The organism is Salinivibrio kushneri, assembly GCF_027286325.1.
GTDB classification, from domain to species: Bacteria; Pseudomonadota; Gammaproteobacteria; order Enterobacterales; family Vibrionaceae; genus Salinivibrio; species Salinivibrio kushneri_A.
The window spans coordinates 771,413-794,357 of record NZ_CP114588.1 but is presented as its reverse complement, the minus strand read 5'-3'; the positions used below and the strand labels follow the sequence as shown (position 1 = coordinate 794,357).

21 protein-coding genes and 3 tRNA genes are annotated in these 22,945 nt (G+C 52.9%); 8 read left to right on the top strand and 16 right to left on the bottom strand.

The window, feature by feature from the left end; translation table 11 throughout:
* Positions 1-143 precede the first annotated feature (143 nt).
* A complete protein-coding gene (locus N8M53_RS03920) occupies positions 144-1,040 on the top strand; it encodes a TIGR01777 family oxidoreductase (protein ID WP_269579554.1) in 897 nt (298 codons plus the stop codon).
* Positions 1,041-1,159: 119 nt separating this feature from the next.
* Here N8M53_RS03920 and N8M53_RS03915 read toward each other — a convergent pair whose 3' ends face one another.
* Positions 1,160-3,601 carry an ABC transporter permease gene (locus N8M53_RS03915; RefSeq protein WP_269579553.1) on the bottom strand — a complete coding sequence of 814 codons (2,442 nt, stop codon included), beginning with the start codon at positions 3,599-3,601 and terminating at the stop codon, positions 1,160-1,162.
* The gene (locus N8M53_RS03910; RefSeq protein ID WP_077479687.1) at positions 3,591-4,277 is read right to left on the bottom strand and encodes an ABC transporter ATP-binding protein; all 687 of its coding nucleotides are present in this window, start codon (positions 4,275-4,277) and stop codon (positions 3,591-3,593) included. Before N8M53_RS03910 ends, N8M53_RS03915 begins: the two co-directional genes overlap by 11 nt.
* On the opposite strand from N8M53_RS03910, the gene tesA reads away from it, so the two are divergent.
* From tesA to N8M53_RS03895, 3 genes are all read left to right on the top strand, one after another.
* A complete protein-coding gene (tesA, locus tag N8M53_RS03905) occupies positions 4,276-4,890 on the top strand; it encodes a multifunctional acyl-CoA thioesterase I/protease I/lysophospholipase L1 (protein ID WP_269579552.1) in 615 nt (204 codons plus the stop codon). The two genes, N8M53_RS03910 and tesA, sit on opposite strands and share 2 nt — an antisense overlap.
* 11 nt (positions 4,891-4,901) lie before the next feature.
* The gene (locus tag N8M53_RS03900; protein WP_269579551.1) at positions 4,902-5,747 is read left to right on the top strand and encodes an SDR family oxidoreductase; all 846 of its coding nucleotides are present in this window, start codon (positions 4,902-4,904) and stop codon (positions 5,745-5,747) included.
* Positions 5,748-6,179: 432 nt separating this feature from the next.
* Positions 6,180-7,034 carry a co-chaperone YbbN gene (locus tag N8M53_RS03895; RefSeq protein ID WP_269579972.1) on the top strand — a complete coding sequence of 285 codons (855 nt, stop codon included), beginning with the start codon at positions 6,180-6,182 and terminating at the stop codon, positions 7,032-7,034.
* A gap of 3 nt (positions 7,035-7,037) precedes the next feature.
* On the opposite strand, the gene cueR is transcribed toward N8M53_RS03895, so the two are convergent.
* On the bottom strand, positions 7,038-7,499 hold the full coding sequence (gene cueR, locus N8M53_RS03890; RefSeq protein WP_269579550.1) for a Cu(I)-responsive transcriptional regulator: 462 nt from the start codon (positions 7,497-7,499) through the stop codon (positions 7,038-7,040).
* A gap of 103 nt (positions 7,500-7,602) precedes the next feature.
* On the opposite strand from cueR, the gene N8M53_RS03885 reads away from it, so the two are divergent.
* Together N8M53_RS03885 and N8M53_RS03880 are read left to right on the top strand one after the other, a co-directional pair.
* A complete protein-coding gene (locus N8M53_RS03885; RefSeq protein ID WP_269579549.1) occupies positions 7,603-10,416 on the top strand; it encodes a cation transporter in 2,814 nt (937 codons plus the stop codon).
* A gap of 12 nt (positions 10,417-10,428) precedes the next feature.
* Positions 10,429-10,866: a DUF411 domain-containing protein gene (locus N8M53_RS03880; protein ID WP_269579548.1), complete on the top strand. Its 438-nt coding sequence runs from the start codon at positions 10,429-10,431 to the stop codon at positions 10,864-10,866.
* Positions 10,867-10,919: 53 nt separating this feature from the next.
* On the opposite strand, the gene N8M53_RS03875 is transcribed toward N8M53_RS03880, so the two are convergent.
* From N8M53_RS03875 to N8M53_RS03865, 3 genes are all read right to left on the bottom strand, one after another.
* A tRNA-Pro gene (locus N8M53_RS03875) sits at positions 10,920-10,996 on the bottom strand.
* 126 nt (positions 10,997-11,122) lie between these two features.
* A tRNA-Pro gene (locus N8M53_RS03870) sits at positions 11,123-11,199 on the bottom strand.
* A 53-nt stretch (positions 11,200-11,252) separates the two neighbouring features.
* Positions 11,253-11,344 (bottom strand) — tRNA-Pro (locus N8M53_RS03865).
* 308 nt (positions 11,345-11,652) lie between these two features.
* Between N8M53_RS03865 and N8M53_RS03860 the strand changes: the two genes are divergently transcribed.
* Positions 11,653-11,790 (top strand): DUF3149 domain-containing protein, encoded by a 138-nt coding sequence (locus N8M53_RS03860; RefSeq protein ID WP_046073685.1) that lies wholly within the window; start codon positions 11,653-11,655, stop codon positions 11,788-11,790.
* Between the two features lie 145 nt (positions 11,791-11,935).
* The gene (gene smrA / locus N8M53_RS03855) at positions 11,936-12,520 is read left to right on the top strand and encodes a DNA endonuclease SmrA (protein ID WP_077667491.1); all 585 of its coding nucleotides are present in this window, start codon (positions 11,936-11,938) and stop codon (positions 12,518-12,520) included.
* A gap of 69 nt (positions 12,521-12,589) precedes the next feature.
* On the opposite strand, the gene N8M53_RS03850 is transcribed toward smrA, so the two are convergent.
* From N8M53_RS03850 to hemA, 10 genes are all read right to left on the bottom strand, one after another.
* On the bottom strand, positions 12,590-13,207 hold the full coding sequence (locus tag N8M53_RS03850; protein ID WP_077605845.1) for a LysE family translocator: 618 nt from the start codon (positions 13,205-13,207) through the stop codon (positions 12,590-12,592).
* 17 nt (positions 13,208-13,224) lie between these two features.
* Positions 13,225-13,698: a Cys-tRNA(Pro) deacylase gene (gene ybaK, locus N8M53_RS03845; RefSeq protein ID WP_269579547.1), complete on the bottom strand. Its 474-nt coding sequence runs from the start codon at positions 13,696-13,698 to the stop codon at positions 13,225-13,227.
* 98 nt (positions 13,699-13,796) lie between these two features.
* Positions 13,797-15,470 (bottom strand): bifunctional UDP-sugar hydrolase/5'-nucleotidase UshA, encoded by a 1,674-nt coding sequence (gene ushA / locus N8M53_RS03840; protein ID WP_269579546.1) that lies wholly within the window; start codon positions 15,468-15,470, stop codon positions 13,797-13,799.
* Positions 15,471-15,742: 272 nt separating this feature from the next.
* Positions 15,743-17,089: a Na+/H+ antiporter NhaC family protein gene (locus tag N8M53_RS03835; RefSeq protein ID WP_269579545.1), complete on the bottom strand. Its 1,347-nt coding sequence runs from the start codon at positions 17,087-17,089 to the stop codon at positions 15,743-15,745.
* 252 nt (positions 17,090-17,341) lie between these two features.
* Positions 17,342-18,193, bottom strand: a complete 852-nt coding sequence (gene kdsA / locus N8M53_RS03830; protein WP_269579544.1) for a 3-deoxy-8-phosphooctulonate synthase — start codon at positions 18,191-18,193, stop codon at positions 17,342-17,344.
* Between the two features lie 31 nt (positions 18,194-18,224).
* Positions 18,225-19,034, bottom strand: a complete 810-nt coding sequence (locus N8M53_RS03825) for a SirB1 family protein (protein WP_269579543.1) — start codon at positions 19,032-19,034, stop codon at positions 18,225-18,227.
* A 2-nt stretch (positions 19,035-19,036) separates the two neighbouring features.
* Positions 19,037-19,420, bottom strand: a complete 384-nt coding sequence (locus tag N8M53_RS03820; RefSeq protein ID WP_269579971.1) for a SirB2 family protein — start codon at positions 19,418-19,420, stop codon at positions 19,037-19,039.
* Between the two features lie 31 nt (positions 19,421-19,451).
* Complete coding sequence (gene prmC / locus N8M53_RS03815; protein WP_269579542.1) at positions 19,452-20,297, bottom strand: peptide chain release factor N(5)-glutamine methyltransferase; 846 nt, start codon at positions 20,295-20,297, stop codon at positions 19,452-19,454.
* Complete coding sequence (gene prfA, locus N8M53_RS03810; RefSeq protein WP_269579541.1) at positions 20,297-21,385, bottom strand: peptide chain release factor 1; 1,089 nt, start codon at positions 21,383-21,385, stop codon at positions 20,297-20,299. Before prfA ends, prmC begins: the two co-directional genes overlap by 1 nt.
* An 11-nt stretch (positions 21,386-21,396) precedes the next feature.
* The gene (hemA, locus tag N8M53_RS03805) at positions 21,397-22,656 is read right to left on the bottom strand and encodes a glutamyl-tRNA reductase (protein ID WP_269579540.1); all 1,260 of its coding nucleotides are present in this window, start codon (positions 22,654-22,656) and stop codon (positions 21,397-21,399) included.
* Between the last annotated feature and the right edge of the window lie 289 nt (positions 22,657-22,945).

Below are 22,945 nucleotides of genomic sequence, written 5' to 3'. Positions count from 1 at the left end.
GCGAGAGGCAGAAGAGAAAACTGCGCGATCAAACCGATTTTGGTTGCGGTACGTAACAGGATACAAAGCAATCACTTGCGCTAAGTCTAAAACCCTCTTAGCGTTATCTATATCACCCATTACTCGACGTTAGGACATCAGGCATGAAACTCTTAATCACTGGCGGCACTGGCCTGATTGGTCAGGCGTTAATTCCTCGCTTGCTGACCGAGCATCAGGTCACTGTGTTATCGCGCTCCAAGCAAAAGGTCACCCAGTGCTTTGGCGATAAAGTCACGCCGTTAGAGCGCCTTGATGATCTCCCCCACCTGAATGATATTGATGCGGTCATCAATCTGGCGGGCGAGCCGATTGCCGACAAACGCTGGAGTGAACAGCAAAAAGGGATCATCTGCACCAGCCGCTGGGGATTAACAGAAAAACTGGTGGAGAAAATCCATGCCAGCAGCACGCCACCTCACACCTTTATCAGCGGCTCGGCAGTAGGGTATTACGGCGATCAGCAAGATCGCAGCTTTGATGAAACCTTGGTGGTCCATGCCGATGATTTTGCCCAGCATGTGTGTCATCAATGGGAGAAAATTGCCTTGAAAGGCGCGTCGCAACAAACGCGCGTGTGCTTGCTGCGCACCGGCGTGGTGTTGAGCGCTGAGGGTGGCGCACTAAAGCGGATGATGCTGCCGTATAAACTCGGGCTAGGCGGTCCAATTGGTAAAGGCCAGCAATACATGCCCTGGATTCATATTGATGATATGGTCGGCGCGATTATCCACCTGCTCAATACCCCTGAGCTTAAGGGGCCGTTTAACTGCACCGCGCCAGAGCCGGTCACCAATAAACGTTTTAGTCAGGCGCTTGCCCGTGCCTTAAAACGTCCACACGTGTTCTTTGTCCCTACTTTGGCGATTAAAACCATGATGGGGGAAGCCTCGCACTTGCTGCTCGATAGCCAGCGCGCCCTGCCCCACGCACTCGAAGATGCGGGCTTTGAGTTCCAGCACCCCAAGGTGGAAGAAGCCATGCAGTCTTTGTTTAAGTAGCGGCTTTTGCCTTTCGCACAAGCGGTGTTGTTAGCTAGACGTTGTACACAAAAAAGCGGGTATCAACTTTCTTGATACCCGCTTTGCTATGTGTGAAGCGAAGATGCTTACCGCCCCTGTTAACGCCGTTGCGGATCAATCAGTTTGCGCAGCATCGAGGCGACCGTGACAAACACCAACGCCACCGCCAACACCGGCAACACCGCCCAAAGCTCAGGGTGCAGGCGTACCTCCATTTCAAAGCCCCATTTCAGCAGGCCAACCATCGCCGCTTCTGCGCCGAGCACCGCCATCAGGCCAGACACAAAGGCCATCACGCCGTACTCGCTCCATAAGGTGCGCTGAATACGGGTGCGACTCGCGCCCAAGGTGCGATAGAGATTTATCTCCTGCTGACGCTCGCTCAGGCTGATACGCAGCAAGGTAAGCAACAGTAGTAAGCCGCTGATCACCGCCAGCCCCGCTAACACCGAGAGCGACAAGCCAATTTGACGCAAAATCGACTGAATACGGCTGCTCATGGTACGCAAATCAAGTAGCGTAACGGTCGGATATTCCCGCGCCAAGCGATTGAGCAGCGGCGTTTGCGATTCATCGAGCCTGAAGCTCACCAGCCAGTTGGCGGGTTTGTCGGCAAGCGTCTCGCGGTCGAAAATAAAGTAGAAGTTAGGCCGCATATTGCGCCACTCGACTTCACGAATCGAGTTCACCGTGGCGGTAAAGTCTTGGCCGGTGACGCTAAAGGTCAGGCTGTCGCCAATCTCAATCTCCAAGCGCTCGGCAATGTCCGCCTCCACTGATACACCATTCTCGGTTGGCCAGTCTCCGGCAATCACCTCATTGTGCGACGGTAGGCTATCTCGCCAAGTGAAATTAAGCTCGCGGCGCAAGGCCTCATCCGCTTCATCGCGTTCGGCTTCATCGGTGGGGATCTGGTAACGCTCACCGTTTTTGCCCACCAGCCGGCCACGCACTATGGGGTAGGCATCAGAGCGCATCAGGCTGGCGTCGTCGAGTTCACCCACATAGTCTTGTTGCTCACTCGGGGCGATATTCAGCGCAAACACATTAGGCGCATCGGGCGGCAGCATCCGTCCCCAATCAGCGAGCAAATCGGTACGCAGCAGCCAGATGATCGCCAAGAGCATAAAGGAGATCGCCAGCGCCCCTAATTGCACGCTGCTAGCCAGTTTGTTGCGGGTAATTCGGCTAAGGGCCAATTTCACCGAGGGTGCGCGTACCCGTGATTTCACCAACCGGAGCAAACCTAACCCTGCCAGCGCCAACAAGACGATCATCACTGCCATCGCCCCCAGCACTGTCCATAGCAAGGTGTTGTCAAACGCCCACAGTGCAAGCGCTCCCACCGGTATCGCGATTAAGATCGCCGCAGTGCCGCGACGTTGACGCCCACGGGCAGCCTGCGATTGCACGGCGGCCAACGCAGGCGCATCCAGCAATTTAAGCAGCGGCACGCCCAAGGCAGGCAGCGCCACCAAAAGCGCGACACCAGGCGCAAGCACCCAAGGCACCCAGCCATAGCTTGGCAGCGGTGAAGGCAGCACATCAGTCAGCGGCAAGCGCAATAACACTTCAAGTGTGTAACCAGCGGCCAAGCCTACGGCGGTGGCAAGGACAAACAATAAGGTTAACTGCCGTGCCAGCCAGCGTCGCACCCATTGTTGGCTGGCACCTAAGCTTTTCAGCATCGCCACCAAATCCGCGCGGCTTTTGGCATAGTGCTGACAGGTTAAGGTTAAGGTGGCCGCGGCCATCACAATCACCAGCACCACGGTTAACGATAGATATTGACGGCTGCGGTCCAGCATATCGCCAGTGCGATCGGAGGTGTTTTCATCCACCCAGCGCTCACCATCTTGCAGCGTGTAGCTGGCTTTAGCCGCGCTTAGGCTGGGCTCGTCACCGGTTAAAAAGTAGCGATAGCGCACCCGACTGCCTTCACGCACCACGCCAGCGGCAGGCACATCAGCACGATGCATCATCACCGCGGGCATTTGGCTAAAGGGGTTAAACGACAGCTCCGGCTCGGCGGCCAAGGTGCCGCTGACGTTGAGATCGAGGTTACCAATCGATACGGTGTCGCCCGGTTTCACATCCAGCAAACTGAATACCCGCTCAGACAGCCATAGCTCACCGGGTTGAATGCGTCGATCACCGCCAATGGCTTGACCGTTTTGTTCCAACACCAAGTCACCGCGTAGCGGATACCGACTATCCACCGCTTTCACGCTGACCAGCTGCATTTTTTGCTCGCTGAACGCCATGGTGCCAAAACGGGTTTGGGCAGATACCGTGGCGCCAGCTTGTTTAAACGCCTCAATTTGCTCGGTGTTAAGCGGCTGACGAGTACGCAGCACGGTATCGGCGGCAATCAGGTTGCGCCCTTGCTGGGTGAGTACGTTTTCAATGCGATCGGCCAATGCTGACAATGCAAACACACAGGTGATGATCAGCGCCAACGCCACCGCCACTGGCCAAATTTGCCCGTGTAACAGTTCACGCCACGCCCAGCGATTGAGTAGTCCGTTGTTACTCGCCATTCACTCGCTCCTGTAGTTTGCCGCTGTCCATCATCAAGGTACGCTGACAACGCTTTGCCAGCGCCGGATCGTGGGTAACCAACACCAAAGTGGTGCCGTGCTTTTCGTTCAGCTCAAACAATAAATCGATGATGGTCGCCGCGGTTTTTTGGTCAAGGTTGCCGGTCGGCTCATCGGCAAACAGCACCTGTGGGCGGATAATAAAGGCACGCGCCAAGGCCACCCGTTGTTGCTCCCCGCCAGAGAGTTGCGACGGCAAATGGCTTTCGCGCCCTTGCAAGCCCACCGAGGCCAACAGTTGCTTGGCGCGGGTTTCGTCTTCTTCCTCACCGCGAATGGTCAGCGGCAGCATCACGTTCTCAAGCGCGTTCAGTGACGGCACCAGTAAAAAACTTTGGAACACAAACCCCACCGATTCGGCCCGCAGCGCCGCGCGCGCATCTTCATCCAAGGTGGAAAGCTTGTGGCCGAGCAGATCGACCTCGCCTTCACTGGGCGTATCTAGTCCTGCAAGCAAGGTCATTAAGGTAGATTTTCCTGCGCCGGACACGCCCATCAATGCAATCGACTCGCCTGCCTCGATTTGTAGCGAGACATCCTGCAGAATGGTAAGCGGCTGTTCGCGTGTCACGACATGTTTTGCAATTTTTTCGGCTCGAATAACAGGAGAGGCCATGTTACGCATCCTTACTTTGTTGTGTTTTTTGTGGGTGAGCAGTGCCAGTGCACAAACGCTACTTGTCCTTGGTGACAGCTTAAGCGCTGGCTACCAAATGGCGGCTGAACAAGCCTGGCCTGCGAAGCTGCCGCGCGCGCTCAACGACCATGATGTCGAGGTTGAGGTGATTAACGCCAGCATTTCCGGCGATACCACCGCCAATGGCCTGCAGCGTCTGCCTCAATTGTTAGAACGCCACCAGCCCGAATGGGTGCTGATTGAACTCGGCGGCAACGATGGCCTACGTGGGTGGCCCTTTAACCGTATACGAGATAACCTCGAGCAATTGATCACTCAAACTCGCGCGGCCGATGCCACGCCGTTGTTGGTGCAAATTCAAATCCCGCCTAATTATGGCCAGCGCTATGCACAAGGATTTGCTGATATTTATCCTACACTGGCAGAGCAAACACAAACCCCCTTACTGCCCTTTTTTATGGAGACTGTGATCCAAAAGCCTGAATGGATGCGTGATGATGGCATTCACCCGATGCCGGCCGCACAACCTTGGATTGCCGATTTTATGGCGGAAAAGCTCGCGCCTTATTTGTCTGATGCGCCACAATCATGAGTGAGGATGTCATGGAAACGACTTTGCCATTAAACAACGCCATTTTAATCACCGGCTGCTCTACCGGCATCGGCTATGCCTGCGCCAAGGCCTTGCATGAGCAAGGGCACACGGTGATCGCCAGTTGCCGAAAGGCTGACGATGTCAGCCGTTTACAGCAAGAAGGCTTAACCTGTATCCAATTGGATGTATCAGACACGGCCAGCATCAACCAAGCAGTCGAAGCGGTCGAGCAAATGACAGGTGGCAAACTCTTTGCACTGTTTAATAACGGCGCTTACGGCCAACCGGGCGCGCTGGAGGATTTGCCCACCGATGCCTTACGCGCCCAGTTTGAGACCAATGTGTTTGGCTGGCACCATTTAACCCAAGCCTTGCTGCCGATGCTGCTCAATTATGGCGAGGGGCGCATTGTGCAAAACAGCTCGGTACTGGGCATCGTGGCATTGAAATATCGCGGCGCCTATAACGCCAGCAAGTTTGCCCTCGAAGGTTGGACCGATACCTTGCGTTTAGAGCTCAGTGATACGCCCATTAAGGTGAGCTTGATTGAGCCTGGTCCAATTGAAACCGCGTTTCGTGCCAATGCCCTCAGCGCCTTTAAACACTGGGTCGACCCCAATAAAAGTCGCCATCAGCAGGCCTATCAATCCCAACTTGACCGTCTTGCTGCAGACGAGGGCGGCAACAAATATACCCTGCCCGCCGACGCGCTTGTCGCACCATTGACGCATGCGCTGTTCTCGCCGCGTCCCAAGGTGCGTTATCGCGTGACCCAACCGACAGTGTGGATGGCAATCCTCAAACGGATCCTTCCCAGCCGTTGGCTCGATCGGGTGTTGCTCAAAGGCGGTTGATGCAACAGAGAAAAAATCGCCCAAAAAGCGTGGCTACTGTCGCATTTGTAATACTTTTGTCATAGACGAGCACTAGTCTAGTCATCATTGGTGGACAACATCTGTTGGATCAATCCTCACCGATAAAGCAACACCCTCGATAACAATCATAAAGGAGCCGGCTGATGACCTTGCATCAATTGAACTGGCTCTGCTTGAGCGTCGCTTTGTGCGTGGTGCTCGTGTTGTAACTCGCACTTGCTTTGTAATGACTTCGCTTGCAGACCGACGAAACAAGCCACCCACGGGTGGCTTTTTCGTGCCTGTTACGTTTCGCCCCTTTTCGTCTTTCGGTACGATCCGTCATCACTCGCCCAAATACACGCCCAGTTGCTTGAATTTCTGCACGTTTGCCCCCACCCTTAAGGAAAATCCACTTGGTCAGGATCCATGATGAACGCAAACTATATCGTCGAATTAACCGAGCATAATTTTCAGCAAATTCTCGAGTCGTCGTCTCGCACACCAGTATTGGTGTACTTCTGGGCGAACATGATGCCTGAAAGCGTGGAGCTTAAGCCCACGGTTGAACAAATTGCTCACGACAGCCATGGCAGCTTTACGCTGGCAACTATCGACTGTGAAGCGCAGCAGCTGATTGCCGCGCAGTTTGGCGTGCGTGCGCTGCCAACCCTAGCGCTGTTTAAAGACGGTCAACCTGTGGATGGTCTTGCCGGCCCGCAAAATGAAGAGACCGTACGCGAGATGCTTAACAAGCATTTGCCTAGCCCGGAAGATCAAGCGTTTGAGCAAGCGCGTCAGCTCATGGCTGAAGGCAACTACACCGATGCCTTGGTCATTTTAAAGCCACTGGAAACCAGCCACGGCGATAAAGACGAGTATAAACTGGCGATGGCGGAATGCTTGGTCGAAACCCATCAGTTTGATGCGGCGCAAGCGATGCTCGACACCGTACTGATGCAAGACCAAGACGCGACCTACAAAAGCTTGGTGGCAAAAATTGAGCTGCATAACCAAGCGATTGATGCCCCTGAAATTCGCCGTCTGCAGGCCCAACTCGAAGAGAGTCCAGACGACGCCAACGTCGCGTATGAGTTGGCGGTGCAATTTAATCAGATTAATCGCAGTGAAGAGGCGCTGGAGTTACTGATGAACATCCTTCGCCGCGATATGAATCATGCCGAGGGTGAGGCCAAGAAAACCCTGATGGATATTCTTACCGCACTCGGCCAAGGCAATGAAGTAGCGTCGCGTTATCGTCGTCAGCTCTACTCGCTGCTTTACTAACGGTTAGTTTGTCACGGGCAGTTCAGCCCCTGACGCGCAACAACTTGAGGAGCTGGCGTCCAACTCGCCTAGCTCACTGTCACCGCGCAGTGCTTCGATGATCGGGCACTGCGCGTCTCCATCACCGGGACACGCTTTTGTGAGCGCTTGAAGGGTGGTTTTCATTGCCGCCAGTTCTGAGATTTTCTCATCAATTTCTGCCAGTTTACTCTCAGCGCGCGCTTTGACATCGGCACTGCGTAACGACGGATCGCGCGATAACGCCAATAAATCTGCACTTTCTTCCAAGGTAAACCCCACCAATCGTGCACGGCGGATCATTTGCAGCTCATTGATATGCTGCTCGCGATAATCGCGATAGCCATTCTCCGCTCGATGCGGTGGCGTAATCAGCCCTTTCTGCTCATAAAAGCGAATGGTTTTGCTGGTTAAGCCGGTTTTCTCTGCCACTTGTTGAATCTTCATTTTACTCGCTTGACCTTCCAGTAGCTATAAGGTTTACAGTTTAGCCTAACTGAAGTTGCGACAATCGCCAACACCGAATGATGTCGGGCGATAAGGAGAGGCAATGACCACCACCGATACTCACATCACCTATTACACACTGCCGCTGAGTGGTTTAAGCTGCCAAGGCTGTGTGAAAAAAGCGACAAAAGCACTTGAGGATATAGACGGGATTCGCATTGAGGACATTGACACCCAGTACGTGTCGTTAGAAGCCCTGGGTGAAACCGCCGAGTACCCGCTACGCCAAGCGGTCACCGCGATTGAAGCACTCGGCTATCAGGTCGGCTACCGTCACCACCTCACCTTAAGCGGGCTAAACTGCGGCCGCTGCGTGGCCAAAGTCGAAGCAGCACTGGACGAGCAGCCCACGGTGTTTTCTCATTCGGTGAGTAAAACTGAAGCTCACGTCCACACCAGCTTAACTGCTGATACGCTGATTAAAATGGTTGATCAGCTCGGCTATCAGGCTGAGCTTGCCACCAACGATGACCAAAACGCTCACACTGCCCATGACACAACCTCAGACATGGACAGTGATACAGACTCAGGGGCCGAGCCCAGTGACAGTTCACACAACCGCTCCGCCGCTTCTGGCTCTGAACCAGCACATTCATCCAACGATGACACCGCAAAAACAACCTCCCACGCGACCCGTCAGCAATACGTATTATCAGGCATGACCTGTGCCAGCTGTGTAAGCAGTGTCGAAAACGCGATTAGCAGCGTTGATGGTGTGGCTAATGTGAGCGTGAATCTGGCCGAGCGCAGTGCGATTGTAAAAGGTAACGCCGCACCTGATGCCATCGTTGAGGCCGTGGAAAACGCCGGCTATGGCGCAGAGAAAGTCGAGGATGACAATGATCGTCGCGAGCGCCAGCAGCACCAACAAGCCGCGGAATTGAAAAACTTTAAACGCAGCACGATCGCTGGCTTGGGCCTTGGTGGCCCAATTATGGCTTGGGGAATATTCGGTGGCAGCATGACCATTCAATCCAGCCAAGATCAGTGGGCGTGGGGCGCGGTGGCCATCCTTACCCTCTTGCTGCTCGCCACCGGTGGCCGTCATTTCTTCGCCAATGCCTGGCAAGCATTGAAGCACAAACGTGCCACCATGGATACCTTGGTGGCGCTCGGCACAGGCGCGGCATGGCTCTACTCTACTGCGGTGGTACTCGCCCCTGCCTTGTTCCCCGAGCAGGCGCGTCATGTGTACTTTGAAGCCTCAGCGATGATCATTGGTTTAATCAGCTTAGGCCACGCGATTGAGGCGCGTGCGCGTGCCAATACCTCCAAAGCGCTAGACCAGCTACTTGATTTGCAGCCGCCCACGGCGCTAGTTATCGAGAACGGCCAAGAGACGGAGCGTCCGCTTGATGAAATCAAACAAGGGATGACGCTACGGGTAAAACCGGGGGCGAAAGTGCCGGTAGATGGCGAAGTGGTCGATGGTAGCAGCTATATCGATGAGTCGATGCTCACGGGTGAGCCCGTGCCGGTCAGCAAACAACCGGGAGACACCCTGCACGCGGGGACAGTCAACCAAAAAGGGAGCCTGACGTTTAAAGCCACCGGTGTGGGCAGCGATACCATGCTGGCGCGTATTATCGATTTAGTGCGCGAAGCACAAAGCAGTAAACCCGAGCTGGCTAAGCTTGCCGACCGCATTTCCGCGGTGTTTGTGCCAATCGTAGTGGCCATTGCGCTGGTCACAGCGGCTATCTGGTATGTTGTCGGCCCAGAGCCGTCGGTCAGCTATATGCTAGTCACCGCCACTACCGTGCTAATCATCGCGTGTCCATGTGCGCTTGGCCTCGCCACGCCTTTATCGGTCACCGCGGCGGTCGGTCGCGCGGCCGAAGTCGGGGTATTAATTCGTGATGCGGATGCGCTACAAACCGCGGCCAAACTCCATACTCTGGTCTTTGATAAAACCGGCACATTGACACGCGGCCAGCCGGAAGTGACCCATGTAAAAGCGATTAACGGCGACCAAGAGCGGTTAATGGCGATCGCCGCCTCGCTGGAGCAACACTCCGAGCACCCGCTGGCGCAGGCCATTGTTAATTATGCCAAGGCACAGGATCTCTCGCTGCCAACGTCAAACGACTTTAACAGCGAATCTGGCAAAGGGATCCAGGCGCAGATTGATGGTACGCGTTACTTCATTGGCAACAAAGCCTGGATGGACGCACAGGGGATAGAGACTTCCTCCCATCAAAGTGCCATCGATGCCATGACTCAGCGTGGCGAGACCGCCATCTATCTTGCCAATGCAGACAGTGTGCAAGCGCTGATTGGCGTCAGTGATCCTATTCGTGACGATGCCATTGAGGCGGTTGCCAACCTGCAATCGCAAGGGCTTGAAGTGATCATGCTCTCTGGTGACCACCCTGATACGGCCAATGCCATTGGTCGTCAGCTAGGGATTGATCACGTGATTGCTGGGGTGCTACCCGATGAGAAATCGGAACAAATTCAACAGCTGCAACAGCAAGGCAAGCGCGTCGCTATGGTTGGTGATGGCATTAATGACGCCCCTGCACTCGCACAAGCCGATGTGGGTGTCGCTATGGGCAGTGGCAGTGACATTGCCATAGAAAGTGCGCAAATCACTCTAATGCACCAGCACCTCGGCGCTCTCGCCAACGCGATTGCTTTGTCTCAAGCCGCCGTGCGCAATATGAAGCAGAACCTCTTTGGTGCCTTTATTTATAACACCTTAGGGATCCCAGTCGCGGCCGGCATCCTTTATCCATTTACTGGCATGTTGCTCAGCCCAGTTATCGCAGGGGGCGCGATGGCGCTATCTTCGATTACGGTGGTGACCAACGCCAATCGACTACGTTTTTTCAAAATAAAATCAAACGACAAATAACAAGGAGCGATAATGAAGCGTTTACAACTACTTGCAGCGACCGTGGGTCTAATGAGCGCCTCGGCGATGGCCGCGAGCGGGGTGGTGTATAAATCGCCCAGCTGTGGCTGTTGCGACGACTGGGTTGAGCATATGGCGCAAGCCGGTTTTGAGCTGGAGGTTAAACCGTATGACGATATGGCGTCCATCAAGCAAGAAATGGGCGTACCCGCGGAGATGCAATCGTGCCATACCGCACGTATCAACGGCTATGTGATTGAAGGGCATGTGCCAGCCAAAGAGGTGAAAAAGCTACTCGCGACCCATACTGGTTTAGAAGGCCTGGCGGTAGCTGGCATGCCGATCGGCTCGCCGGGCATGGAATATGGTGACCGCCACCAGCCCTACACAGTGATGGCGTTTGATGACGAAGGCAACACACAAGCCTTCCAGCATTATCCAAAACCATAAACACCCTGCCACTATAACGACAAAACCCCAGCCTCTCGGCTGGGGTTTCTTGTTGGTCGGTGAAGAGGGATTCGAACCCCCGACCCTCTGGTCCCAAACCAGATGCGCTACCAAACTGCGCTATTCACCGTTAATGCTTTTTACGTCAACCAAGTAACCTTCGATCACTCAGTTTTAAAATAATGGTCGGTGAAGAGGGATTCGATTGGACCGGCTCCCGGCCCCCGACCAAATTCGCTCTCCACTACCTTAATAGTGGTCGGTGAAGAGGGATTCGAACCCCCGACCCTCTGGTCCCAAACCAGATGCGCTACCAAACTGCGCTATTCACCGACAATGTTCTTTACATCAGCCGAGCAACCCTAGATTACCGAGCTTAAAAATAGTGGTCGGTGAAGAAGGATTCGATTGGACCGGCTTCCGGCCCCCGACCCTCTGGTCCCAAACCAGATGCGCTACCAAACTGCGCTATTCACCGACATCTCTGACAAGTTTTACGAATGGGTGGCAAACTTGTCAAGCAGCTCAGTATGCGTTTAAGTGCATCCTGCCTGCTGAGGTCGCCTATCATACTCAAGCATCGCGAAACCTCAAGCCCTAGCGGCGTATTTTTTCATTCAACCACTTTAAACGGTGAAACTCGCATCAGTTGCGCGCAGTTTGTGATCAGATCGTTGTTAACAAATGTTGATAATTTGTTCGCCATTTCTCTTGATCCTGATCAGTATTCAACCTGCTTCCTATTGGCATCCTGACCCTACATTAACGGACACGAGGGTACAGACTATGGACTTTTGGCTTGATCTACTTTTCGGCAACGCCGTGGGCTTGTCATCCATGATTGTCATCATCTGTACATTTGGCCTGATCAGCTTTTTCGGCGGCTATTTTGTCTACAAGGTGATGACTTCCAAACCTCAATAACCTGTTTTATTGCCTACCTATCTTTAAGCAAACTTGCTTAACCTAGAGTTGCATGGTTGGTCACAGAGTGTGACTCTAGGTTTCTTTTTTTATTTTCGTTTATACTGTCCCAAAATGACTCCACGACGCACATGGCACTGTAGTGATGAGTGATAAAAACGAATTTGAGCTGTTCCGAGAAATGATGTCAGATGTCGCGCCCATCAAGCAGGACACGGTTGAGGATCAAACAGGATCGCATCAGCCCACTGAAGCCCAGCTTGCACGCCAACAAGCCGCGCAGAAGCTGGCAAACAGCGACCCTGAATACCTGTCACTCGAGTACGCGCACATGGTAAAACCCGACGAGGTGATGGCCTACAAGCGCGACGGTGTTCAAGATGGGGTGTTTCGTAAGCTGCGACTCGGCAAATATGACGTCAACGCAAGGCTCGACCTGCACAAGATGTCATTAGAAAAAGCCCGCGATGAAATTCTACGCTTTTTAAAACAATGCCAGCGCATGGATGTACGCACCGTGATCATTGTGCATGGGAAAGGGGAGCGCAGTAATCCACCGGCAATGATGAAAAGCTATGTCTGTCAGTGGCTACAACAAATTTCAGACGTGCTTTGCTACCATTCAGCACTGCGCCACCAAGGCGGCACCGGTGCTTTGTATGTGATGCTGAAAAAAAGCCAAGAGAAAAAGCTAGAGACCCGCGAGCGTCACTTAAGCCACCGCCCCTAGATACAAAAAGACTGGCGAGCTGCCAGTCTTTTTAATAACGCTTCCATCTGCTTCTCTTGCAGCGCCTCGCTATTGCAGCGTCACCACCACACGCACGGCCAGTGCAATCAATACCACACCCGAGAGCTTATCCACCCACGCACCGTGGTGACGTAGCTTGTCAACAATGGCAGGGCTGGATAACAAAAAGGCAATCAAGGTGTACCAGAGCCCATCAATCAATAACGGTGTCAACACAATCACACTGCGGCTAAAGAGGTCTGTACCCACCGCAACAAACTGGCTAAACAAGGCAATGAAAAACAACGCCAGTTTGGGGTTTAACATTGAGATCATCGCCCCATCGCGTGCCGCCTCACCTAAGCTGGCGGGTTGTCCCGCTTCTAGTTTGGCTGCAACCCCGCCCTTACTCAGCAAGGACTTCACCCCTAACCAAGCAAGGTACCCAGCGCCGGCATAGGCAATAATGGTAAAGAGTAGCGGAGACTGCTTAAAAATAACCGCCAGCCCTAACATGGTAATGAGCGCATAGAGGCCAACCCCCAAAGCATGTGCCCATGAAGCGACAATGCCATGTAAGCGGCTATTGGCAAGACTATGCTTTGCCATTACTACCAAACTAGGACCTGGCGACATCGCTCCTAGCATGCAAACCAACGCGAGCGACGCCCAAATGGTAAGTGTCATCTGTGTATCCTTCTTATTTATTCGCCAATCGCGGCATATTGCCCCGCGGTTAGAGACAGCAGATCGTCCGGTGAGAGTTCGATTTCCAGTCCACGCCGCCCGGCACTGACGCAAATGGTCTCAAACTGCTGTGCGGAGCTGTCGACAAACGTCGGTAGCCGCTTTTTCTGACCAAGCGGGCTGATCCCGCCTACCAGATAGCCTGTTGTGCGCTGTGCCACTTGCGGATCGGCCATGGTCGCTTTCTTACCACCCGCCGCTTTGGCAGCGGCTTTTAGATTGAGACTGCCTTTCACGGGGACAACCGCCACCGCCAGCTGCTTGCTGTCACCATTAATACAAAACAATAATGTTTTGAATACCCGAGCGGGGTCTTGCCCTAACGCTTGGACAGCTTCTTCTCCAAAATTAAGGTTATTGGGATCGTGCTGGTACTGATGAACTTCAAACGCAATGCTTTGTTTTTCTGCTAATTTAATTGCAGGCGTCATCGTTTTTGCCACTTGTTTGTAAACCAGTCACTAATGATTACATAAAAAAAGCGGCACCGCATCGGTACCGCTTTTTGTTCTGACAATCTTACAGCCATTTATTTGTAAACGATCTCGCCTTGTGGCGCATAGTCGTTGACATCGATTGGGCTGTTGTCTTCCAGATAGTCTTTCAGTACTTCTGCATCAACAAAGCCGGTATTGACGTTACCAGGGTGATTAGTCAGTTTTGGATAGCCGTCGCCGCCCGCGGCGTTAAAGCTTGGCACGGTGAAGCGATAGGTTTTATCCATATCAATTGGCTCACCGCCAATCTTCACGTCATGGACTTTACCGTCTTCGACAACCATCGACAGACCCGCAAACTGCGCGTAGGCACCCGAATCAACTGGCTTGGTTCCTACCACATTCAGGTAATCCATCACTTCTTTACCGCTCATGTCGGTATAGGTGACCATGTTGCCAAATGGCTGCACTTTAAGCACATCTTTATAGGTGATGTCACCGGCAATGATAGAGTCACGCACACCGCCTGAGTTCATGACCGCAAAGTCTGCTTTGGCGCGCTCCATGTGAGCGGTTGCAATCAAACGACCTAAGTTAGTCTGCTGGAAGCGCACAATGTTGCGATCGCCCACTAACTTGCCATTGCTCTCAGCAATTTTCACGCTCAGCTTCTCTTGGCCTTTGTCTTGGTAAGGCTTCAAGAAATCATACAGTGCTTGGTCTTTTTCAATTTCATCTTGAATAAAGACGCGTTTTTTCTCGCCATCAACCTTAATTTTCTTCTTAAGGTTAACCGGGATCAGGTCATAGCTAACAAGGCTAAGGTCGCCGTTTTGAAATTCAAATTCCGCTTTACCGACATACTTGCCCCACTCGTGGGCTTGCATAATCCACGCGCCATTTTGTTGGTCCGGCGTACAGGCATCACCAGGCTCGAAGCTCTTGTTATACATGTTCGGGCCTTCCATACACACCGGCTCTTGTGAGTGGCCGCCGATGATAAGGTCGAGATCACCTTCATCCATGTAACGCGCTAGCGCCACATCGCCCGGGGCGTTAACACCACTTTTACCGTCTGCGTAGTGACCCATGTGGGTCGCCGCAATGATGATGTCAGGCTTCTCGGTTTCTTTGAGCTTGGCGATCACTTTTTTCGCTTCGGCTTTCGGGTCACGGAAGTCGAGCGAGCCAATGTATTCTGGGTTACCAATTTTGGCCGTGTCTTCGGTGGTCAGACCCACAACCGCAATTTTCAGACCATTGCGCTCAAACATTTCGTAAGCCTGATACTTACGCTCACCGGTTTCTTTGTCGTAAATGTTGGCAGAAAGCATCGGGAAGTCGGCCCACTGCATTTGCTGTTCAAGCACGCTAAGCGGGTTATCAAACTCGTGGTTACCGATAGCCATCGCATCGTAACCAATTTGGGTCATCCCTTTAAAATCAGGCTCCGCTTGCAGCAAATCTGACTCTGGTACACCGGTATTGATGTCACCACCCGATAGCAGCAGCACGTCGCTGCCTTCGGCTTTGGCTTCAGCGCGCAGATCATCAATCAAGGTTTTACGTGCTGCCATGCCGTATTCGCCATAGCGGTTGTGCCAGAAACGACCGTGGTGATCGTTAGTATGAAGAATGGTGAGTTTATAAGTGGTATCTGGCGCCCAACCTTGCTCTTGTGTCTCTGAACCAGAGTTGGCACAGCCTGCCAATGATGCAATTAACGCAGCGCTGACCGCTGCCTTTAAACAAAGACGTTCCTTCATGATCATAGACCTTTTTAGCGATGGATAAACCACCATCGACATCATTGTCGGTGGTTATAAAACGCTATCTAGTCTAAAAGAATTGATGCTATGGTGCTGAGTGATTTCATATTTTTGTTGCTGCGATCACCTTACAACGCCTAGGTAGGGCGACTTTGGTGATCGAGACAATATTTCTAGAGCCTGCACTCTAGACAGTTCAAAAACGGCGCAGCCTTTGCTTACCTATCTAGACAAGAAAAGACAGCGCCGTGATGTATTAACTATAGCGATTAAGCGCGACGTGCTTGCCACCATCGGCGGCTAATCACCGCAATCAATGCGGAGGCTGCGAGGAAGAAACAGTAGAAAGAGTGGCTAACAATCACCAACGGCGACAAACCAAAGCTCGCGCCGAGTAGCAGGATTTGTGCGCCATACGGGATCACGCCTTGTACCACGCAAGAAAAGATATCCAGCAAGCTGGCACTGCGTTTGGCCGGCACCGAATGTTCACTGGCAATGTTTTTCGCCACTTGCCCAGAGACCACAATCGCGACCGTGTTGTTGGCGGTACACAAGTTGGAAAAAGACACCAACAAGGCAATACCAAATTCACTCGCGCGGGAGTGATGCGCACCGCGGTTTTTCTCAAAGCGGGCGATCACACGGTTCACGGCTTGGGTCAAAAAGCTCAATCCGCCTTGGCAGCGCATCAGCTCGGCAATCCCACCAATCATCAGCGACAGAACAAAGATTTCTTGCATGCTGGCAAAGCCTGCTTTTACCTCTTGGCTGAAGGTAAGCAGCGTGAAGTCTGGGGTGCTCATTAATCCCACACACAGCGCCAATGCAATCCCAGCGGTGAGCACTACAAACACGTTTAATCCCGCCAGCGCCAATACAATGATCGACAAATAGGGTAATACCGCCAGGTAGTTAATGCTCTCTGGTGCGTCAACGGGTGCGCTGTGGTTGTTAAATACAAACAGAATAATCGCGGCAACCGCGGCAGGAATGGCTATCCCCACGTTCTCTTTGAACTTGTCACGCATGCTACAGCCTTGTGAGCGCGTCGCGGCAATGGTGGTGTCAGAGATAAAAGAAAGGTTATCGCCAAACATCGCCCCGCTTAGCAGCACGCCGGCCATTACGGCTGGTGCCTGCCCCGTGGCTGTCGCCATGTTCAATGCAAAAGGCGCTAACGCGGCAATGGTGCCCATCGAGGTGCCCATTGCCGTTGAGATGAAAGCGGCAATCACAAATAGCCCGGGTAAGATTAAGCTTTCTGGGATCAGGGTCAGTCCCAAGTTAACCGTGGCCTCTACCCCACCCGTGGCATCGGCGACCGCGGAAAAGGCGCCAGCGAGCAAATAAATCAAGCACATGGCAATAATGTCACCGTGCCCCATACCGCGAATAAACTGTTCAATGGCGGTGTTCAGGCGCTCACGGCTCAAGCCAATAGCCAAAATCACTGCTGGCAGAATAGCAACGTGCGCAGGAAGCTGATAAAACGCGTAGTCCGCACCTTCTAGGGTAAAATACACGCCCGCCCCGATAAAAAGGGATAAAAATAAAAGTAGGGGGAGAAGTGCGAGCGCCGAGGGCTGCGGTGTGGTGTTTGCTGATGTTGTCATGGCAGTTTTTGTAATACCTCTTTTAAAACTGTGATCAAGGTTACAGACCTCTAGCCGTCCAGTCAACAAATAGACGTCTAAACATCTAAATATCTTGATTGCTTGTCTATATTGCTGACGAGTTGCTCAGTTAATAGCATTGGATTCGCACTTGGGTGCCACGCTGCCACTTCGTCATGCCTGCCATGTCGTGTGTCCGCAGATACAAAAAAAGCTGCCATTTCGGCAGCTTTTTTGTGTATTGACACTCGTTTAACGAATGTCGATGTCTGCAAAGCTTTTGATAACATCATCCAGCGACTTCATTTGTGCCAGGAACGGCTCAAGCTTGTCCAGTGGCAGCGCTGACGGCCCATCACAACGGGCATTGTCTGGGTCTGGGTGCGCTTCAATAAACAAGCCGGCAATTTTGGTGCCTAGACCCGCACGCGCCAGATCAACCGTTTGCTGACGGCGTCCACCCGATGCCGCGCCTTGTGGATCACGACATTGCAGCGCATGGGTGACATCAAAGATGATCGGGCTGCCGTTAGAGGCTTTTTTCATCACATCAAAGCCCAGCATATCTACCACCAAGTTATCGTAACCGTGGCAGCTACCACGCTCACATAAGATCACCTTCTCGTTACCGCACTCGGCAAACTTATCGACGATGTTGCCCACTTGGCCAGGGCTCATAAACTGGGGTTTTTTAACGTTGATCACCGCATCCGTTTTGGCCATGGCCTCAACCAAGTCAGTCTGGCGCGCGAGGAAGGCCGGCAGTTGGATCACATCGGCCACTTCCGCTACGGGTGCCGCTTGATATTGCTCGTGGATGTCAGTAATCACTTTGACGCCGAAGGTGCTTTTTAGCTCTTCAAAGATCTTGAGCCCCTCTTCCATGCCAGGGCCACGGTAGGAGTGCACTGACGAGCGGTTCGCTTTATCGAATGAAGCTTTAAACACATAGGGAATGCCAAGCTTGTCGGTGACCTTGACGTAATGCTCACATATTTGCATGGCCAAATCGCGTGACTCCAGCACATTCATGCCAGCAAACAAGGTAAACGGGCGATCATTGGCAACCGGTGTATCGCCAATGTGAACGGTTTTTTGCGTCATACAGGTATCCTTAGTCATGCGTCATCACGCATCAATGTAACGTCGGTTGCTCTTCGTTAAGCGCTTTTACTTGCATTTTTAGTAGCTCTGCTGCCGGGTCATCGGGGCATTGCTCAATAAAATACTCGTAATCAGTCGCCGCCACACGATCGCAATCCAATTGTTGGAAAATATAGCCGCGGTCACGAATTTCGTAAGGATCATCAGGGCTAAAGGTTAGCGCCAGCTCACTACAACGCAGCGCCATGGCATACTTTTCTTCCCGTAACAAAGCACTTTTCGCCACGGTAAGCCAACGGCCGATAATGGTGGGGTTGTCACTTGGCTGCAAGTGCGACGCTTCAAGCTCGGCAAGTGGCCCTTGGCTCCCTTTGAGCCAGCCACGCAAAATGCGCTCGTTAACACGTTCGCCGTTAAACGGGTTGATGAAAACGGGGGCGTCTTCTAACTCATCAATACGCAGCACGAGCTGGCTGGGAAACGCCATTGGTTTAACGGGCAACGACAAGCGCTCGCACAGGTATAAAAAGACGGCGCCCAATGAGGCCGGGATCCCAGTTTTTCGCTCTAACACCTTATTAATAAAGACGTTATCCGAGGAAAAGTACTGTTCGATATCGCCTTTAAATTGCCACTGGTGATAAAACAGACGACACAAGCCATCTAGGCGTAACGCCATATCAGGCTCGGCACCAAGCTGGTGCTCTGCTTCGTCGGCAAGACGATCTAGGGAGGCTTTCACTTGATGCACATCGACAGACGGGTCGATGGCATGGTTGAGGGTTGCAGCCCCTTCAGCCAGTGTCAGCGCGTCTAGTTGTTGATCGGTTAATGGCATCATGCTTATCCCATTACGTGAGGAACTTTCATAAGGGCAAGGTTAGCCGCAGCATACGCCCACCCTAGTGCGCCTAAGAAGGCCACGGTGCGGAATAGCTTACCTCGGCTGTAGTGCAAGGCGACAAAGCCCAAAGCAATGTAAGCTAAGACACAGGTCAGCTTTTCAGTCAGCCACGCGCCAGATTCGGTGAAGGGAATAAACCCGGTCACAAAAATCAGCGCGACACCGGTGCTTAGTAATAGGGTATCGACCACATGCGGGGTGACCTTGACCCATTTTTTATTCATCATCTCACTGCCACGCATCACCCAGATAAATCGGATCACGAATAACGAAAGGCTTAACACCACGGTAAGTAAGTGGGTGTGCTTGAGGGCCATGTAGATCATAACGATTCCTGCTTCCTATCAGTGTCAGTTAAAGTCGCTGTGCCAAGGTGACTCTATCGAGCCCAGCGTAGTCTTGTTGTGTTTTGGCATCGGGCCAGCCGGCGTCTTTCCATGCCGCCCGGACCGCTTCGCCTTGGTTGTAACCATGCTCAACCATCAACCACCCCCCGTCGACCAAATACGTGGGTGCGGTTTTACCAATGTGACGAATCGCGGCTAAGCCACTTTCTTCGGCTACCAAGGCACTGGCGGGTTCAAAGCGAACATCTCCCTGATGAAGATGTGGATCATCGCTGTCAATGTACGGTGGATTACTCACAATCACGTCAAACCGATTCATATCGCTGAGTGCGCTGAACCAGTCACTTTGAATAAAATGTGCGTTAGAGAGGTGGTTGTCGTGCGCATTTCGGCTTGCCAAGGCAACCGCTTCAGGCATCAAATCAACCCCCACGACTGTGATATCGGGGCGCTCACTCGCAATAGCTAAAGCCACAGCGCCCGTTCCGGTGCCCAAATCCAGTACACGACAAGGCGTCGGAGGCAGCACCGCCAGCGCTTGCTCTACCAGCAGCTCGGTTTCAGGGCGCGGGATTAAGGTTGCGGGTGAGACACTGAGTCGTAGCGTCCAAAAATCGCGATAGCCCAAAATATACGCCACAGGCTCACCTTGGAGGCGACGAGCAAACAACTGACGAAATTGCGCCAATTGTGCTGCGGTGAGTTTGCGCTCTGGCCAGGTGTAAAGGTAACTACTTGGCTGTCCTAACACATGGCAGAGCAACGCTCTTACGTCGACGCCTGCAGAGCCGCCCGATAAGGCGGTCAGCTCTGTGGTGCTATCGGCCAGTAATGCGCTGATCGTCGCTGTCATTATTGCTGCTCAGACAAGGCGGCAAGTTGGTCGGCTTGGTGCTCTTGAATCACCGGGTCGACCAAGCTATTAAGATCGCCTTGCATCACATCGTCGAGGCGATACAAAGTCAGGTTGATTCGGTGATCCGACACCCGCCCTTGCGGATAGTTGTAGGTGCGAATACGGTCTGAGCGATCGCCCGAGCCCAACAGGTTGCGGCGCGTTGACGCCTCTTCTGCGGCGCGCTTTTCTTCTTCTGCCTTAATCAAACGTGCCGCCAATACCGACATCGCTTTGGCGCGGTTTTTGTGTTGCGAGCGCTCATCCTGACATTCCACTACAGTGCCGGTCGGCAAGTGAGTAATACGAATGGCAGAATCTGTGGTGTTGACGTGCTGACCACCGGCACCGGATGCACGGAAGGTGTCAACTTTCAGATCAGCTGGATTAATCTCAGGGGCTTCAGCTTCTGGAATTTCTGGCAAAATCGCCACGGTACAAGCCGAGGTATGCACTCGCCCTTGTGACTCCGTGGCGGGTACCCGTTGTACGCGATGGCCGCCAGATTCAAACTTAAGCACACCATACGCACCTTCACCGGCAACACGGGCAATCACTTCTTTAAAGCCGCCGTGCTCCCCTTCACTGGCACTAATAATTTCCAGTTTCCAGCCGCGCTGCTCAGCATAACGGCTATACATGCGGAATAAATCTCCGGCAAAAATCCCGGCTTCATCTCCACCGGCACCAGCGCGAATTTCCAGGAAGCAGTTCCGGTCATCGTTCGGATCTTTCGGCAGCAGCAGGATTTGGAGCTGATCGGTCAGTGATTCAATCGTTTGTTCAGCTTGCGTCACTTCTTCTTGCGCCATTTCACGCATTTCTGCGTCGTCTTCGTTGGCCATCTCTTTTGCGGCCGCCAAGTCTTCTTGCGCTTGCTTGAACTCAGTGAAGCACTTGATCACCTCTTCCAGCTGCGAATACTCTTTCGACAACGCGCGGAATTTGTTCTGATCATTAATGATGTCTGGGGTGCCGAGCAGGTGCTGAACTTCTTCGTAACGCTCAGATAGCGACTCTAGCTTGGCTAATATTGATGCTTTCATATGTCTCTTCGTTAGTTGTCACTGTCCAGCCCCAGACAAACACGCATCACCGCCAGTTTATCTGGCTCACCATTTTGTGCAGCTTGCTGCATCGCCTGCGTGGGGGGATGGATCAGTTTATTGGTCAGACGGTTACTCAGCTGGCGTAATACGCTTTCTGCGTCAGCGCCATTGGCTAGAGCCTGAATACTTTGCTCCAATTCCGCCTGTTTAATGTGTTCAGACTGTGTACGGTATTGCTTGATACTGTCTACTGCTTCGCGTGAGCGTAACCAGCGCATAAAATCAGCACTTTCTTCGGTCACAATCGCTTCGGCTTGAATCGCCGCGAGTTTTCGCTGCTCGCGGTTGTGCTCCACAATCGACTGTAAGTCATCCACGCTGTAGAGATACGCGTCCGCGAGGCTGCCCACGTTTTCATCAATGTCACGCGGCACGGCAATATCAATCAGCAACATGGGTTGGTGACGCCGCTGTTTCAAGGCTTTTTCTACCATCGCCTTTTCAATCAATGGCATGGGCGCCGCCGTCGAGCTAATCACAATGTCAGCGTGGCAGAGCTGCTCTTCAAGGGCATCGAGCCCCGCCACTTTAGCGTCAAATTGCTCGGCAAGTGCCTGCGCGCGTGATTGTGTGCGGTTAGCAAAAATAATCTGACTGCATTGGTGCTCTTTTAAATGCCTGGCCACCAGCTCAATGGTCTCGCCAGCGCCCACTAACAAGGTGGTTACGTCTGATAACGACTCAAAAATCTGGCGCGCCAATGTGCAAGCGGCAAAGGCCACTGATACCGCATTGCCGCCAATCTCGGTCTCGGTACGGATCCGCTTGGCCACCGCAAAGGCTTTATGAAATAATTTCTCCAATGAGCCAGAAATCATCCCCGCTTCGCCGGCACTGGCGTACGCTTGCTTGACCTGCCCCAGTATTTGCGGCTCGCCTAACACCAAGGAGTCTAACCCGCACGCGACCCGCATCAGGTGCTTCACCGCAGATTGCTCTTCATGGTAATAAATACTGGCCATCAGGCTATCGCTACTGAGCTGATGAAAGCGCGTTAGCCATTCAACCAATACTCCGACACCCGGCTGGTTCAGCTCCGCATAAATCTCAGTGCGGTTGCAGGTTGAAACGATCACGCAACTGCGCACCTGTGGGTGCTCGGAAAGCTGCCCTAACGCCTGCTCAAGTTGTTGCGGCGAAAAGGCGACCTTTTCCCGCAGCTCGACGGGGGCCGTTTTGTGATTAATTCCGAGAACTAACAGGCTCATGAAGCGTTGTTACCGACAGCACCAGTAAGGATTGGAGCGGAGGATTTTACTTGATGCCCCCCACGAATTAAAGCGAACATTGTATCGCAGCATTTTCGTGGCACGGAAATGTGAAGCCTCGCGAGATCGATGTAAAGGTATACAGCAACAAACATGCCTTCATTTTCTCCACACAACCAAGCGCTTGACTGGCTTCTCTCCGTCCGGCGCTTGTGGCAAAGTAGCGTTACACAGCAATTGGGGTCGGCTAACGACAACAAACGGTCGGTTGACGAAAACAAAAAGGATA

What these genes read in the sequence shown, in the direction of transcription:
- prmC (WP_269579542.1), bottom strand. Translation starts at nt 20,297, where the DNA reads ATGACAGCGACGATCAGCGCATTACTGGCCGATAGCACCACAGAGCTG.
- N8M53_RS03885 (WP_269579549.1), top strand. Translation starts at nt 7,603, where the DNA reads ATGACCACCACCGATACTCACATCACCTATTACACACTGCCGCTGAGT.
- N8M53_RS03920 (WP_269579554.1), top strand. Translation starts at nt 144, where the DNA reads ATGAAACTCTTAATCACTGGCGGCACTGGCCTGATTGGTCAGGCGTTA.
- kdsA (WP_269579544.1), bottom strand. Translation starts at nt 18,193, where the DNA reads ATGACGCAAAAAACCGTTCACATTGGCGATACACCGGTTGCCAATGAT.
- ushA (WP_269579546.1), bottom strand. Translation starts at nt 15,470, where the DNA reads ATGAAGGAACGTCTTTGTTTAAAGGCAGCGGTCAGCGCTGCGTTAATT.
- hemA (WP_269579540.1), bottom strand. Translation starts at nt 22,656, where the DNA reads ATGAGCCTGTTAGTTCTCGGAATTAATCACAAAACGGCCCCCGTCGAG.
- N8M53_RS03900 (WP_269579551.1), top strand. Translation starts at nt 4,902, where the DNA reads ATGGAAACGACTTTGCCATTAAACAACGCCATTTTAATCACCGGCTGC.
- N8M53_RS03825 (WP_269579543.1), bottom strand. Translation starts at nt 19,034, where the DNA reads ATGATGCCATTAACCGATCAACAACTAGACGCGCTGACACTGGCTGAA.
- N8M53_RS03860 (WP_046073685.1), top strand. Translation starts at nt 11,653, where the DNA reads ATGGACTTTTGGCTTGATCTACTTTTCGGCAACGCCGTGGGCTTGTCA.
- smrA (WP_077667491.1), top strand. Translation starts at nt 11,936, where the DNA reads ATGAGTGATAAAAACGAATTTGAGCTGTTCCGAGAAATGATGTCAGAT.
- N8M53_RS03850 (WP_077605845.1), bottom strand. Translation starts at nt 13,207, where the DNA reads ATGACACTTACCATTTGGGCGTCGCTCGCGTTGGTTTGCATGCTAGGA.
- N8M53_RS03915 (WP_269579553.1), bottom strand. Translation starts at nt 3,601, where the DNA reads ATGGCGAGTAACAACGGACTACTCAATCGCTGGGCGTGGCGTGAACTG.
- cueR (WP_269579550.1), bottom strand. Translation starts at nt 7,499, where the DNA reads ATGAAGATTCAACAAGTGGCAGAGAAAACCGGCTTAACCAGCAAAACC.
- N8M53_RS03895 (WP_269579972.1), top strand. Translation starts at nt 6,180, where the DNA reads ATGAACGCAAACTATATCGTCGAATTAACCGAGCATAATTTTCAGCAA.
- N8M53_RS03835 (WP_269579545.1), bottom strand. Translation starts at nt 17,089, where the DNA reads ATGACAACATCAGCAAACACCACACCGCAGCCCTCGGCGCTCGCACTT.
- tesA (WP_269579552.1), top strand. Translation starts at nt 4,276, where the DNA reads ATGTTACGCATCCTTACTTTGTTGTGTTTTTTGTGGGTGAGCAGTGCC.
- ybaK (WP_269579547.1), bottom strand. Translation starts at nt 13,698, where the DNA reads ATGACGCCTGCAATTAAATTAGCAGAAAAACAAAGCATTGCGTTTGAA.
- N8M53_RS03910 (WP_077479687.1), bottom strand. Translation starts at nt 4,277, where the DNA reads ATGGCCTCTCCTGTTATTCGAGCCGAAAAAATTGCAAAACATGTCGTG.
- prfA (WP_269579541.1), bottom strand. Translation starts at nt 21,385, where the DNA reads ATGAAAGCATCAATATTAGCCAAGCTAGAGTCGCTATCTGAGCGTTAC.
- N8M53_RS03880 (WP_269579548.1), top strand. Translation starts at nt 10,429, where the DNA reads ATGAAGCGTTTACAACTACTTGCAGCGACCGTGGGTCTAATGAGCGCC.